This is a genomic window from Pseudocolwellia antarctica, from assembly GCF_049933045.1.
In the GTDB taxonomy this organism is placed as follows: domain Bacteria; phylum Pseudomonadota; class Gammaproteobacteria; order Enterobacterales; family Alteromonadaceae; genus Pseudocolwellia.
Genome location: NZ_CP187926.1, coordinates 1,181,124 through 1,195,824 on the forward strand (window position 1 = coordinate 1,181,124; position 14,701 = coordinate 1,195,824).

At 35.8% G+C, this 14,701-nt stretch carries 15 protein-coding genes; 10 read left to right on the forward strand and 5 right to left on the reverse strand.

Features of this window, described 5'->3' with window-relative positions:
• The first annotated feature begins 217 nt into the window (after window positions 1-217).
• The 6 genes from ACPUVN_RS05165 to ACPUVN_RS05190 all read left to right on the forward strand — a co-directional run bounded on the left by ACPUVN_RS05165 (window position 218) and on the right by ACPUVN_RS05190 (window position 9,249).
• Window positions 218-3,244 (forward strand): TonB-dependent receptor, encoded by a 3,027-nt coding sequence (locus tag ACPUVN_RS05165; RefSeq protein WP_426370111.1) that lies wholly within the window; start codon window positions 218-220, stop codon window positions 3,242-3,244.
• 308 nt (window positions 3,245-3,552) lie between these two features.
• Window positions 3,553-5,160 carry a tryptophan halogenase family protein gene (locus ACPUVN_RS05170; RefSeq protein WP_426370112.1) on the forward strand — a complete coding sequence of 536 codons (1,608 nt, stop codon included), beginning with the start codon at window positions 3,553-3,555 and terminating at the stop codon, window positions 5,158-5,160.
• A gap of 96 nt (window positions 5,161-5,256) precedes the next feature.
• Window positions 5,257-5,985 (forward strand): SapC family protein, encoded by a 729-nt coding sequence (locus ACPUVN_RS05175; RefSeq protein ID WP_426370113.1) that lies wholly within the window; start codon window positions 5,257-5,259, stop codon window positions 5,983-5,985.
• Window positions 5,986-5,995: 10 nt separating this feature from the next.
• On the forward strand, window positions 5,996-7,012 hold the full coding sequence (locus tag ACPUVN_RS05180) for a cupin-like domain-containing protein (RefSeq protein WP_426370114.1): 1,017 nt from the start codon (window positions 5,996-5,998) through the stop codon (window positions 7,010-7,012).
• A 33-nt stretch (window positions 7,013-7,045) separates the two neighbouring features.
• A complete protein-coding gene (locus ACPUVN_RS05185; RefSeq protein ID WP_426370115.1) occupies window positions 7,046-8,536 on the forward strand; it encodes a tryptophan halogenase family protein in 1,491 nt (496 codons plus the stop codon).
• A 5-nt stretch (window positions 8,537-8,541) separates the two neighbouring features.
• Window positions 8,542-9,249, forward strand: coding sequence for a DUF6445 family protein (locus ACPUVN_RS05190; protein WP_426370116.1), 708 nt, complete (start codon window positions 8,542-8,544; stop codon window positions 9,247-9,249).
• A 200-nt stretch (window positions 9,250-9,449) separates the two neighbouring features.
• On the opposite strand, the gene ACPUVN_RS05195 is transcribed toward ACPUVN_RS05190, so the two are convergent.
• Entirely contained in the window at window positions 9,450-9,806 is a 357-nt protein-coding gene (locus tag ACPUVN_RS05195; protein WP_426370117.1) for a carboxymuconolactone decarboxylase family protein, read from the reverse strand.
• A gap of 142 nt (window positions 9,807-9,948) precedes the next feature.
• Window positions 9,949-10,713, reverse strand: a complete 765-nt coding sequence (locus tag ACPUVN_RS05200) for a TonB-dependent receptor domain-containing protein (protein WP_426370118.1) — start codon at window positions 10,711-10,713, stop codon at window positions 9,949-9,951.
• Here ACPUVN_RS05200 and tnpA (ACPUVN_RS05205) point away from each other — a divergent pair.
• Both tnpA (ACPUVN_RS05205) and tnpA (ACPUVN_RS05210) read left to right on the forward strand, forming a co-directional pair.
• The gene (gene tnpA / locus ACPUVN_RS05205; protein WP_426357338.1) at window positions 10,687-11,130 is read left to right on the forward strand and encodes an IS200/IS605 family transposase; all 444 of its coding nucleotides are present in this window, start codon (window positions 10,687-10,689) and stop codon (window positions 11,128-11,130) included. The two genes, ACPUVN_RS05200 and tnpA (ACPUVN_RS05205), sit on opposite strands and share 27 nt — an antisense overlap.
• Window positions 11,131-11,222: 92 nt before the next feature.
• The gene (tnpA, locus tag ACPUVN_RS05210; protein ID WP_426357663.1) at window positions 11,223-11,681 is read left to right on the forward strand and encodes an IS200/IS605 family transposase; all 459 of its coding nucleotides are present in this window, start codon (window positions 11,223-11,225) and stop codon (window positions 11,679-11,681) included.
• Between the two features lie 257 nt (window positions 11,682-11,938).
• Here the strand turns inward: tnpA (ACPUVN_RS05210) and ACPUVN_RS05215 are convergent, their stop codons facing one another.
• The 3 genes from ACPUVN_RS05215 to ACPUVN_RS05225 are packed head-to-tail and all read right to left on the reverse strand — an operon-like array spanning window position 11,939 to window position 13,656.
• Window positions 11,939-12,259: an OB-fold nucleic acid binding domain-containing protein gene (locus tag ACPUVN_RS05215; RefSeq protein WP_426357682.1), complete on the reverse strand. Its 321-nt coding sequence runs from the start codon at window positions 12,257-12,259 to the stop codon at window positions 11,939-11,941.
• Window positions 12,252-13,430, reverse strand: coding sequence for an Arm DNA-binding domain-containing protein (locus ACPUVN_RS05220; RefSeq protein WP_426357681.1), 1,179 nt, complete (start codon window positions 13,428-13,430; stop codon window positions 12,252-12,254). Before ACPUVN_RS05220 ends, ACPUVN_RS05215 begins: the two co-directional genes overlap by 8 nt.
• Window positions 13,417-13,656, reverse strand: coding sequence for a hypothetical protein (locus tag ACPUVN_RS05225; protein WP_426357680.1), 240 nt, complete (start codon window positions 13,654-13,656; stop codon window positions 13,417-13,419). The genes ACPUVN_RS05220 and ACPUVN_RS05225 overlap by 14 nt, the downstream gene beginning before the upstream one ends.
• Window positions 13,657-13,786: 130 nt before the next feature.
• Between ACPUVN_RS05225 and ACPUVN_RS05230 the strand changes: the two genes are divergently transcribed.
• Window positions 13,787-13,999, forward strand: coding sequence for a helix-turn-helix domain-containing protein (locus ACPUVN_RS05230; RefSeq protein WP_426370119.1), 213 nt, complete (start codon window positions 13,787-13,789; stop codon window positions 13,997-13,999).
• Between the two features lie 197 nt (window positions 14,000-14,196).
• A complete protein-coding gene (locus ACPUVN_RS05235; protein ID WP_426357678.1) occupies window positions 14,197-14,400 on the forward strand; it encodes a YwbE family protein in 204 nt (67 codons plus the stop codon).
• The last annotated feature ends 301 nt before the right edge of the window (window positions 14,401-14,701 follow it).

The window sequence follows — 14,701 nt, forward strand, 5'->3', positions numbered from 1 at the left end:
ATAGAATTATCATAAAGATACCTACGAATTAACAGACTTAATTACCTTAAAAAGGTAATAATAAAAATATAAAGAAACATAAACTTTTTAAAATAATAAAAATAAATAAATGCATAATTACCTTATTGTCATTTTGAACATATTGTGCTAATAATAGTAATTGTCATTTTGACAATAATTAAATAAATTATAAAATTATAAGAAATAGGGGATACATATGTTCAACAAAAAGATATTAACTACCTCAATATTAGCCGCTCTTAGCACTTTAACCGTGCCGTCAATAAGTTACGCAGCAGAAGCAGAAGTTCAGGATGTTGAGGTTATTACCGTATCGGGTATTCGTGGCGGTTTAATAAGAGCTATGGATGTAAAACGTGGCTCTGAAGGTATTGTTGATGCTATTTCAGCAGAAGATATGGGTAAGTTTCCAGATACCAACTTAGCTGAATCTCTTCAACGTATTACGGGTGTTTCTATCAGTCGTGACAACGGTGAAGGTAGCCAAGTAACTGTTCGTGGCTTTGGTGCAGGAAATAACTTAATTACCTTAAACGGTCGTCAGCTACCAACCACAACGGGTAACAGAACATTTGATTTTGCTAATATTGCCTCTGAAAGTGTTTCAGCAGTAACCGTATATAAAACATCAAATGCAGCCGTTACCTCAGGTGGTATTGGTGCAACAATTGATTTGCAAACCCATAAACCACTAAATTATAGAGAAACAAAAGCATCGTTAGGTGTAAAATTTGTAGAAGATACTTCTACAGAACAAGGCAGTACTACACCAGAGATCAGTGGTATTTACTCAACGACTTTTGCAGATGAAACTTTTGGTGTTTCTGTTTCTGGTAGCTACCAAGAACGTGAAAGTGGAATGCAGCAATTTTCTGACACTCAAGGTTATAGAGGAAGTGAATACACAAATACAGGTTGGGGTGGTGTACCTGCTGGTGAAGCCGGTGGCACAAATAGACCAACTAGCGGTATTTATTCAAGCCCTCAACAACCACGTTATGTATTTGAAGAACGTCAACGTGAACGTGTTAATGGTCAACTGGTTTTACAATACCGACCTGTAGACAATATTACTGCAACTTTAGATTATACGTTAGTACGTAATACGGTTGAAACACAGCATACTGATGCTTCGGTATGGTTCAATTATGCTGGTGATAGAAGTGAATCTGTTTGGGCCGGTGAACCTAATGCTTACCCACTTATTTATTCTGAAGTTTATGACATTAACAGTAATGCAGATCTTAAAGATACCTCGTTAACAGTTGGTTCTTGGGGACGTGAAGAAAAAACTGATTCAATTGGTTTAAATATTGAGTGGCAGGTCAATGATGGGCTAACACTTACATTAGATCATCATGATTCTGAAGCTTCTATGGGTGCAACTGATCCACGTCACGGTACAGGTAACAACATTCAATTACCTTCATACACTCGTACTCGAACAGGTTTAGATTTAACGGGTGGATTACCAGGTATAGCTACTGGTGATATAGAGTCATTTAACCCAGAAACTATGCGTTTATCTGGTAGTTGGTTTGCAAACGATAAATACTCATCTGAAGTAAATCAAACGCAATTAAGCGGTGAGTACTATATTAACGATAACTTAAGCATCGATTTTGGTGCGGGTGTTAATACCGTTAATAACCATTACCGTCATACTCAAGTGCAGCGTGCTGATTGGGGTGGTGTAGGTGTTGAAGGTGACTTTGCTGATATTAATTGGCGTGAAGATACTATCTTAGACAAGTTCGAAGAGAAGCCAGGTAACTTTGATGGTACAGCAACACAGTCTGAATATGATTTATTCGATCGTATCTTCTTTGCTGATTTTGATGAAATAGTACGCGCAGCAGAATTTGCAGATCCAGTAGCAAATGTTGATACCTTATGGGGTGATTGTTTAGCGCCTGCAGGAGCTTCAGCAGGACCAAATGGTGAAGGTCATTTTTGTCCATCATCAGACTTTGATGCAGATACTAACCGTTTTACTGAAGAAAAAACCACCTCATTCTTCTTTCAAGTTAATTACGAAAGTGAAATTGGCGACATGCCGTTTAGTGCATACTTAGGTCTTCGTCATGAAAAAACCAAAGTAGATTCTAAAGCAACTGCACCAGGTTATAGTAGTGTTATATGGAGTGAAGCAACTTCAACAGCTGTTACGGGTGTTACAGGTATAGAAACACAAGTTAAAAAAGCTGATTACACTTATGTTTTACCTACTTTAAATATTAATTTAGAAGTAACTGAAGATATAACGCTAAGAACAGCATTAAGTAAAACAATCTCTCGCGCAAGCTATAATAGCTTACAAGGTGGCACATCAGTTAACACCGGTGGTACCTCAAGTGGTTATTCAGGAAGTACAGGTAACCCTGAACTTAAACCTTTAGAGTCTGTTAACTTTGATTTCTCAGGTGAATGGTATTACGAAGAAGGTAGTTATGTATCTTTAGGTTACTTCAGAAAAGACGTAACTAACTGGATAACTAATGTAAACGTAGATTCACAAATTTATAATTTACCAAATCCATTAGATGGTGAGAAATTTGATGCAGCTGTAGCCGCTTTAGGTCAAGGTGCTTCTAATCAACAACTCCGTACTTATATATTCGAAAACTATGCTGATGATCCAAATGTACAACCTAAATTTGACGAGTTTGGTGATTTAGATGGCGGCACCATAGTGGGTGATCCTCTTACTGATAATACGGTAACATTTGGTCTTAATGTACCTGTAAATGGTGATAACGAATATACGGTAGACGGCTTAGAATTTAATGTTCAACACTTGTTTGGTGATTCAGGGTTTGGTGGAATATTTAACTATACAATGGTTGATACAGATCTTGCCTACGACAATACGTCTTTAAATGACACTGAAGCTTTACAAGGCTTAAGTGATACAGCTAACGTTGTGGCTTTTTATGACAGAAACGGCTTACAAGCACGTATCGCTTATAACTGGCGAGATCAGTACTTAACCGAACGCCGTATAAATGCTGATTTAACAGCGCCTATCTATACAGAAGCTTATTCTCAAATTGATTTCAATATCAGTTACGAAATTGCTGCTGTAGAAGGCTTAACTGTATTTTTTGAAGGTATTAACATTACTGATGAATACACTAAAAATGTAGGCCGTGTAAGCCAGTTGACATATCAGTTAACACAAACGGGTGCTCGCTACGCTTTGGGTGCTAGATATAACTTCTAATCTTTATATCGTGTAAGTAATACAACACTTTTAAAAGCCACTGTAATAGTGGCTTTTTTTATTGGTTATTTTTCATTTTTAAAGTTGAAAGTATTCGATGAACTGACTAGTAATTATAAATATTACTTGTTATAGTCAAATAAACCTTAAGGTGTTTTTTGATTTAGTTTCCAACATAAAGTCAGTTTATAAAGGAATTTTCGTTAGTTGTGCACTAGCCTGATAGAGGTTAAGCATTGTTTATATAAATATCATTGCTGATATCAAAAAGAACACTTTTAAAATTGTTGAGTGGTTAAGTGGTACATATGCAATCAGAAATAAAAAAAATAATAATTGTTGGTGGTGGTACAGCGGGTTGGATCACAGCAGGCTTAATTGCAGCTAAACATATAAAAACTAATTCTGCGGTTAATACTTCCACAACACCTGTATCAATAACTGTTATTGAATCTCCAAATATACCAACTATTGGTGTAGGTGAGGGCACTTGGCCTTCAATGCGAGAAACATTAAAAACCATAGGTATTAACGAAGCTGATTTATTTACTCAGTGTGATGCAAGCTTTAAACAAGCTTCAAAATTTATACACTGGGAAAATACTCCTGACACATGCAATATAAATAATTCTGCTGCTAGCGCTTATTATCATCCTTTCTCATTGCCATCAGGTACAACAAAGTTAAATTTAGCTTCATATATTGGTGAGCAATATTCTGAACTTTCACAGGCACAAACTTTTGCTCAACATGTTTGTTTTCAATCTGTATTGTGCGAACAAAATTTAGCACCGAAACAAATTACCCATAAAGCTTACGATTACGTGGCTAATTATGGTTATCACTTAAACGCCACAAAATTTGCTCAGTTATTAAAAGATCATTGTTTAAATAAACTTGGTGTTGAATACCTTTCATCCCATATTACACAAATAAATAATGATGCAGAGGGTGATATAGCTTCTGTCTCCACAGATTCAGCGGGTATTGTTGAAGGTGATTTGTTTATTGATTGTTCTGGTGCGCAATCTTTATTGTTAGGCAAGCATTATCAAATTCCCTTTTGCTCAAAAAAATCAGTGTTGTTTAACGATTCAGCCCTTGCTGTGCAAATACCTTACGATGACGACGATGCTGTAATAGCTTCTAGTACACTTTCTACCGCACAAACCGCGGGTTGGATTTGGGATATAGGATTGCAATCTCGCCGAGGTGTTGGGCATGTTTATTCTAGCCAGCACATTACTGATGAGAAAGCTGAGCAAGAGCTCCTTGAATATATTAAGTCTTCCACCAGTGAGCAACAGCGTGAGTCACTTTCCATTAGAAAGTTGTCGTTTGATCCTGGTTATTACGAAAAGTTCTGGCATCGTAATTGTGTAGCCGTTGGAATGTCTGCTGGTTTTATTGAGCCTTTAGAAGCATCGGCTCTAGCTATGATTGAACAAGCGGCAAAAATGATTACAGAACAACTTCCCGCTAATAAACAAACAATGGCAATAACGGCTAAGCGTTTTAATGACAAATTTAGTCAACACTGGCAACAAATTATTGAGTTTTTAAAGCTACATTACGTGTTATCTAAACGAGAAGATTCAAGTTATTGGCGAGAAAACAAAGAATCGTCAAGTATTCCACAGTCATTACGCGAAATGCTTGAGCTATGGCAATTTCAATCGCCATCTACATACGATATTACCCAAAGTAATCCTTTATTTCCAGCAGCTAGTTACCAGTATGTTTTGTATGGAATGAACTTTAAAACTCAGCCCATAAGATCAAATAATAAAGATATTGAAGCTATTCACCGATCACTTTTAGATGTACAAAATAAACGTCAACATTTAGCGAAAGCTATGGGCACGAATCGAGAATTAATTAATAAAATTAAGCAGTTCGGATTATCTGTAATTTAATCAACTACATTTTATAAATGGTGACAAAGAAGATTTGAGATAATTATAAAAACTAGAAAATAATATAACAAACATAATGATATAATGGGGAAGCAGATGACAAATCATGTATTACTAAACAATATTGAACATAAAGACTTAAAAATTAACCTAGAGCGCTCAGCGCAAATGGGTGACAACGTTTGGTATACGCAAACATTTCCTATGGAGTTTAGAAGTGCTCAAGCTCATTATCCGATCTTATTTCAGAAAGACAGCAACACTGGACAAATAATGCCAGTAACCTTGTTTGGGTTTGAAAACGACAATAACTTATTTTTGAAAAACGGTAAATGGGACACTGCTTATATTCCACTAGCAATACAGCGCCTGCCTTTTTATATTGGTTTTCAAGAAAGTACGCTTGACGGCATCACATCTAAAAATCGTGTACTTACTTTAGACCTAGATTCACCTAAGGTTAATCAAACCCATGGCGCAGATCTATTTTTAGAATACGGTGGTAATAGTGATTATTTAGAGCATATCGCTAATGTTTTAGAAGCACTTCATCATGGGCTACAAGAAAATTCAGCATTCATTGAAGCGCTAACAAACTGTGAATTATTAGAAGCAGTAACATTAGACATTGAATTGAATGACGGTAATAAAAAGCAATTAATGGGCTTTTATACCATCAATGAAGATAATTTAAATAACTTATCACAATACAAATTATCAAAACTGCACAGCCAAGGTTTTTTACAAGCTATCTATATGGTAATAGCTTCTCAAGTTCATATTAATGATCTTGTAGCACGAAAAAATGCTCAAATAGCGCTATAAAAACCTTTTCATGCTAGTAATTAAAAACAAAGTTAACACTCTTTTTAACGTCACCCCGAAAAATATCACACAAGAGATATTAACCTCTGATGTGCCTATAATTCTGAAAGGTTATGGCGATAAATGGCCTATTGTTAAAGCTGCACAACAATCCCATCAGCATGCGGTTGACTATCTAAAACTAATGGAAAAAGGAGTCACGGTAAACGCCTGTTATTTAGAAGCTAAAGAAGCAGGGCGAATTTTCTATAATGAAGATATGACAGGTTTTAACTTTGAAACAAAACCTAAAATATTAAGTGAAATTCTGTCAGAGATTTTACAGCAAGCGTCAAACTCATCACCGAAAACTATTTATATTGGTTCAACCAGTATTAATAATGTTCTCCCTGAGCTAGCACAGCAAACTCAGGTATCGCCTTTGTTATCTAACAGTATTTATAATATTTGGTTGGGCAATCAAAGTAAGGTGGCTGCTCACTTTGATTTTTTACACAATTTAGCATGTTGTGTTGTGGGTAAAAGACGCTTTACTTTATTTCCTCCTGAGCAGGTTAAAAACCTTTATTGTGGACCTTTAGATCGAGCACCAGGAGGACAAGCCATTAGCATGGTGGATTTTGATGCACCTGATTTCAAAAAATTCCCTAAATTTAATCAAGCGCTAGAAGCTGCTTTAGTTGCAGAGCTTGATCCGGGTGATGCTATTTTGCTACCCAGTATGTGGTGGCATCATGTTGAAGGGCTTGAAGATTTAAATGTACTACTTAATCACTGGTGGAGAAATAGCCCCGCATATATGGGGAATCCAACGGATGCATTACATCACGCTATATTAAGTATTAGAGATTTACCAAAGGCACAGCGACAAGCATGGAAGCATATATTTGAACATTATGTTTTTGATCATAATGAAGAAAATTTTAAGCATATTAGCGAACAAGCTAAGAGTATTCTTGCGAGTCCTTTAGATGAAATGCATGCCCGAACCTTACGAGCACATATCCAAAACAAATTAAGACGTTAACGTTTAAATAATTATAAAAATAGGTAGTAAATCATGAACTCAACAGCGATTAAAAATGTAGTGATTGCAGGTGGCGGAACTGCCGGGTGGATGGCCGCATCCGCATTCGGCAAACTACTGGGTAAAAATCTAAATATTACGTTAGTAGAATCAGATCTTATTCCTACGGTAGGTGTTGGCGAAGCTACGATCCCGACATTACATATTTTTCATGATCTTCTTAAAATAAAAGAAGCAGATGTCATGAAGGCTACAAACGCTACATTTAAATTGGGTATAGCTTTTGAAAACTGGCGCGATGTAAATCAAGACTACATTCATTCTTTTGGTTATTTAGGTCAAGGTTGTTGGGCGGCAGGATTTCAACATTTTTGGTTGAAGGGCAGACAGCACAATATGGTGAGTGAAATTGGTGACTATTGCCCAGAACATGTAGCCAGCAGAGAAGGTAAATTTGCTGTAGCACCTAAGCAAGACCGTAATTATGCTTTTCATCTTGATGCCGGTTTATATGCTAAATTTTTAAGAGAGTTGGCTGAAGCTCATGGCGTAAAACGTGTAGAAGGTAAAATTAATCAAGTTAATGTGAATGAAGAGAATGGTTTTATTAAATCTATTGGTTTAGAAAACGGTAAAGTGATTGAAGGTGATCTGTTTTTAGATTGTACAGGCTTTAAAGGTATGTTGATTGAAGAAGCTTTACATACAGGTTACGAAGATTGGAGCCACTGGCTACCTTGCGACAGTGCTATTGCAGTACAAACCAAAATACAAAAGAAAACGGTACCTTATACACGATCTATTGCGCATCAAGCCGGTTGGCAATGGCAAATACCTTTGCAAAACAGAATGGGTAATGGCGTAGTGTTTTGCAGTAAACACTTATCAGACGAAGATGCTAAAGCCTTACTACTCGATAATATTGAAGGTGAATTACTTAACGAGCCTCGAGTGATCAAGTTTAAAACTGGTACTCGTCGTAAGCACTGGAATAAAAACTGTGTTGCTGTTGGTTTGTCGAGTGGCTTTATTGAACCACTTGAATCCACGAGCATTCATTTGATTCAACAAAGTATTATTCGTTTAATGCAGAATTTACCCTCTAAAAATATGGAACAAGCAAGCTTAGACGACTTTAATAATAAAATGCGTTTTGAAATAGACAATATTAGAGATTTTATTGTGCTGCATTACCATGTGACTCAACGCACAGACAGTGCATTCTGGCGTTATTGTAAAAATATGGAAATTCCTGAATCGTTACAGCAACGCATAGATTTATTTGTAGAAACAGGTAATGCTTTTAAAACAGAGCGTGAGTTATTTGGTGAAACATCTTGGATCCAAGTTATGATCGGCCAAGGTTTAATGCCTGAACACTATCATCAAATTGTAGATATGATGTCTGATATTGAGCTTAAAGGCTTTTTAGATAATATAAAGACGACCATTGAACGACGTGTAAAATCTTTACCTGATCATAACGAGTTTATTCAAAACTATTGTAAATCGACTATGGTTTAACTTTTATGGTTAATATTAAGGTTAATCCACAAGCTGCGCCACAAATAGCTTTTGTAGGAAAAGATAAAACACCGGTTATTATTATTGATGACTATGTAAGCAATCTTGATGAAATAATCAATCAAGTGGTTAACAATGCTCAATTTGAACCCGAAGAGGTTACTAAATATCCAGGTGTTCAGTCATCGATACCTAAATCTATTGTGGTGAGTTATTTAAAGCCTTTAATGAAAACACTCTATAAAGTGTATAAGTTTTCACAGGATTTAGAGCCAACACCTATAGATAATTGCTTTTCATTAATTACTCAGCAACCTAATGAAATATCAGCCATGCAATCGTGGCCTCATTTTGATACACCGAATCCAAACCTTATTGCAGTTCTTCATTATTTAGACAAAGGAAATCACGGAGGCACTGCCTTTTTCCAACATAATAAAAGTGGAATAGATCGTATAGATGCTCAAAATAAAGACATTTACTTTGAGCATGCCCACGAGTATTTCTCGGCTTTAAATACAAACAGTTTCAGCTATTGTAGTGAAGCGCATAGTGAGTTTACTTGTTATCAAAAGGTGGCATATAAACCGAATCGCTTGTTGATATTTCCGGGACAATTACTACATTCAACTTTAGTTGATCTACATACAGATATTAATGACGATCCAAGTGCAGGGCGACTAACTGCAAACATGTTTGTATCGTTTGCTTAAACCTAACTTGCTAGATATTTTCAATAGATTAAGCCAATGACACAATCGGTGTCATGTATCGTTTATTATAAAAATATTGATAGAGTAAAATCTAAAAATTTCCTTATAAAATAAAGAGGGTAAGTATTAATCTAAGTCGATATTCAAATGTATTAGTTCAAATATATGTAAAGTACGTCGATTCTTCATAAGCTTTCTGGTTATAAGTCTAATACTTCTTTAGCTGCTCTAAGTGCTTCTTGAGCTGTAGGAGTGCCACAATATACGGCACTATGTAAAATAACTTCGAGTATATCGTTAGTTGTAGCACCATTATTTAATGCGCCTCTAACATGGCCTTTTAATTCTTGCGGTGCTTTCATTGCAGCTAACATAGCAATAGTGACCAAGCTACGAGTCTTTAGATCTATACCTGACCTTTGCCATGTTGAACCCCACGCATGCTCATTAATATACTGCTGCATTTGTTGAGAGAGTAAATCATCATTTGCTAGTGCTTCGTCAACAAAACTGTCACCCATTACTTGTCTTCTTAACATTTCACCTGCTGTTGTCATGCTTTGTACTCCAACTTTATATATGATTATTTTTATCGAAAAATACGATTGAATACGTAGGTTAATAAAGTAAACAGGCCATGCAATAACAAAGTTATTAACATGGCCTTGAGTACTTAATTTGAGTTTAAGTTAAGTACAATTAATAGAAGTTATAACTTACTTGTAACTTAATAGTTCTTCCTGAATTAAGTGTTTCTGCCGTAATACCTTGGTCGCCAGTTGGGGCTCCAAGTACTGCGCCAATGGGTCCTGCAGGTGGGCTACTAAACTCACTTGATTGTGCATCTGTTAAGTTGTTAACAATAATCATCGCTTTCCATGTGTCTTCTGGTGATGATATTCCAAAAGTAAAATCTAGTGTAGTTAAGCTATCAGAAGGGTAGGTTTCATTAATTTGGCTTACCATATCACTGCGATAACGAACAAAGCCTGTTGAACTGAAGTTAACGCCATAATCAGAGAATTCAGTGTTATAAAAATAACCGATATTACCTGTAAGTTTTGGTGCTTGGGCTAAATCAGTACCATCATCTTTATGGGTTGTATTTGCATACGTTACGGCACCACTTAAGCGAAGATCACTCGTTAATTGATACATACTATCAATTTCGAAGCCCTTAGATTCAACATCTACATTTTGAGTAATAAAGCCTGCGCTTGCATCGGTTACTAAAAATGAAGTTTCTTGAAAATCATCAATTGTGGTGTAGAACAAGGCGAGGTTTAAATTCATACTGTTATCAAGCAGTACCATTTTACTACCCATTTCGTAAGTTTGAGTTTCTTCAGATTTAACTAGCGAAGCGTAAATCTCGGGGGCTTGCCCCCGTGCTGGATAGTGTATACTGGGGGGACCCCAGTAAATGCTATTCTTCATATGGAACTTCAAAGAAATACACATCATGTCTTTAGATTAATGTACCACTTTGTGTGGATACCAAAGTATCGACACAAAGTCTTCATTGAACCTTATCGTTCAACAATGAAAGCAATTATTCAAAAAGTAGGATATGACTACGATATTGATATCGTAGAGTTAGAAATTCCGAGTGACCATATTCATATGGTTATTAGAGGGATCCCTAAACAGTCGCCAAGCGATGTTATGCAAATAATTAAAAGTATAACTGCTCGTGAGTTTTTTAGAATTTATCCTGAAATTAAAAAACAGTATTTCTGGGGCGGTAAATTATGGACACAAAGCTTTTTTGTTGAAACGATTGGTAACGCAACAGAAGAAGTTATCAGGAAGTATGTTCAAGAACAGTTAATCGAATTAGATGGTAAAGAAATTAATAGCGATCAACTGAACTTGTTTTGAAACTCGGTCGCTTGCGGCCGAGAATTTTAATCTCTTTGGGGTTTAATTCCCCGCAGCTTGCTGCGATTTGGGATAAGCGCTAAAGTATTAGGATGAGTATATTTCTCCATAAAAGTCATAATGTTTCAGTTCTAATGTATCATCTTGTTTGTCCAGCTAAATATCGCAAAGCGATATTTACTGATGAAGTTGATCAGGTACTGAAAGGTGTTTGTGAAGAAATATCTAAAAGGTATGAAATTGCGTTCATAGAAATAGGAACAGATAAAAATCATGTTCATTTTTTGATTCAATCAGTCCCGATGTATAGCCCTAAAAAAATAGCGCAAATAGTTAAAAGTATTACGGCAAGAGAGATTTTTAAGAAATGCCCATTTGTTAAAAAGGAATTATGGGGAGGGGAGTTTTGGTCAGATGGATACTTTATTACCAGCGTAGGTAAGCATGGAAATGAGTCAATAATAAAAGATTATGTGAAGAATCAAGGAGATGATTCTTATAAAAAACTTAAGCGAGAATCAATAACAGATGATCAATTCCAACTATGGTGATAGAGGGTTAATTAATACCCCGCTTTCACGTAGTGAAAGACGAGCCTAAGCGAGACAGCTTGCTGCGGGGTTTTTTACTTCAAATATAGAGGTAATTAAGATTGGTTGCGGGAGCAGGATTTGAACTTCGGGTTATGAGCCAGACGAACTACCAGACTGCACCATCCCGCGTCAGAATGTGTTTTATAAAGGAAATAAGTAAAATAAAAAGGCTCTAATTTTTAAGAGCCGTTGATTTGTTAAAGTAATATTTATCCCTAATACGCTTCTAAAAATGCACAACGGACATAGCGATGGCCATTTACTTGTTTTAATGTCGCTTCTATGTGTACGATGGAGTTTGGTTGTAACGTTTTCACATAGTTATTCATGTTAAAACAATAAACTTGAACCGTTGAGCTGAAATCAAATAATTTGATTATCCAGTAGATTTTTCCATAGGCATCTATTCTCTTATTACACTCTATAAGCTGATAACATCCTTTGAACCTTTTAAAGACTGGTATGTCGGCTAATAACGGCTGTATAGATTCTGTTACTGAAGTTTGTATTAACTTTGTTTTGTTTAAATTAATCATGATCTACTCCTAAAAACTTTTCACTCAGAAGGGATTCGAACGCGCTACCATCTTGTCGAGTGAGATTAGGTACATAACGTGAGTAAACACGAAACAACATCATTGTGGATGAATGTCCCATTTGTTTCGCAATCCACTCAGGTGCCTCACCGGAAGCTAACCATAAAGTGGCTGCTGTATGACGTGTTTGGTAGGGAGAGCGAGTTTTTAACTCTAAGAGGCGAAGTAGGGGATGCCAAACGCGTTTTGCAACGTTGTTATTATCAAGTGGTTGGCTATTTTTATTGGTAAAAACATAGCCATTGTCACCTGTCACAATAAACTGTTTTTTGAGTGCATCAAAAACTGGTTGTGACATTTGAATTTCACGGTAACTTCCATCATTTTTAGTATACTCAGTACGCCCATCTAGCAAGCATTCTCTTACCAAAATAAGCTGTCTGTCAAAATCAATATACTGCCATTTTAGACCATTTATTTCACCTGTTCTAAGGCCTGTGAAAAAGCGTATTAGATAGTAGTTTGTAAAATCAGAGCGAACAGTAGACAGAATCAAACTGACTTCTTCTAATGTAAATGGGGCAATATCGGTTTTTGGGACCTTAAGTGGTTTAATGTTTCGATAAGGTGTTGTAAAATCATAACGGTCGGCTGCTTCATTCAAAATCATTCTTAAGATTTTCATATGCTTATTGATGTGGCCTGCAGATAGTGAATTGCCATTTTTGCGCGTGACTTTGGCGAGCTGTGCGCGAAATTGCATTAAATCTGCTTTGGTGATTTGGCCGACATCTTCATTTTCAAACCTAGGTAATATACGGTTATCCAGTATATTACGTACTTTTTCTGTATAGCTGATACGCCAACTTGACTGCATTTCATCGAACCAAGTATTCGCAAACATCTCAAAATCTGGAGTGCCATTAGCGACTTGAACTATAGTTTTTTGGGACTTTTTAAGCTTTGGTAACATTTTGCTACCGGGAAATTGTTTAGCATAGTCAAACTGATTGACTAAAATCAGTGCTTCAATTTGAGTTAACAAACTCCCTAACTTTTTATGATTAGTTTGAGTGTCGTTTAGTGTTGTTTGTTCTCTACAACGAAGGTTTTTATACTTAAAATCTAAATACAACTTCCCAGTTTCTTTTCTAACTCTAATATGCCCCATGAGCTACTCCTCCATTTACCATTGGAATTGCAAAGGTGTTGGTAGATTTTTTACCTATATCCTTTTGAATAGCTTCCCAGATATACAATATTTTTCGGCCTCCAAAAGGCCTGATGTAGTGAACACCTTCAAGTAGTACCGAATCTTTTAATCGCTCACGAATTGTGCGGCTATCGTACTTAATGAGCTTTGATAGCTCTGCTGTGGTTAAAAAAGTTTGAGTCATGCTAATAATCCTCTATAATGAAAAATCAATAGTAGAAGGTTTTAATGACCTTCTGCAGAACAACTTAACCTGTAAAAGTGTCTTTTGCAAGTCTTTTTGTTCTTCTGTAGGTTAAAAGAGGTTTTAGAAGATGATTAAATGCCATTTGTCTCGGATGATGGGGGAGAAAAAACTTAAAATTTCAGACGTAGCTAAAGATATAGGTGTTAACCGAGGTACAATTACTCGTTTGTATCAAGAGACTGCTGTAAGGGTTGAATTTGAGGTACTAGAAAAGTTATGCATTTATTTTGATTGTGATATTGCTGAATTGTTAGAAGTTAAGAAGTTAAGAAGTAATTGAGTTTTATTATTTTAAATAAGGACTCCCCTGAAATGTTAACAAAGTTTGTTAAAGGGAGATAAACCTCTCTTATCTATAACTTCTGCTGTTTATTTCGTAGCTGACTGTAAATAAAGATGCAGTTAACTATGAGGTAATAGTTATTATAAAAGCTAGTTTGTCTAAAGTTAATACAGAAAAACAACTCGGAATTTAAAATGAACGGAACAAATAGGGCAGATATAAAAATAGGATTAAGTGTTTCAATCGTATTAAAAAGAGATCAACGCTCTGGAGCACTTACGAATGGTGTAGTAAAAGATATTTTGACTAAATCTGCAAATCATCCTCATGGTATTAAAGTTAGGCTACAGAGTGGTGAAGTAGGGCGGGTAAAAGAAATCGAGAATGATATAATTTAAAAATAAGATGGGCAAATAGAATGTCAGAAAAAACATGTGATGGACAAGCTCAATAGTTGATGTGTTATTGCACTGCAATGTGAATAATGGAGCTTGATACCGAACAAATATCAGATGGTATTTCCAAGTCGTTATTAAGATCAACTATAGCATTAGGAGCTAAATAACTGTTTGTTGATATTAAAAATATTGGTACCGTTGGAGTATCCATCGTTGATATGTGGATCATCACAAATAATGAGAAACGCGTCACTGGATGAGAAAATTTAACATATTAGTTACGTTTTATAACTGTACCTGA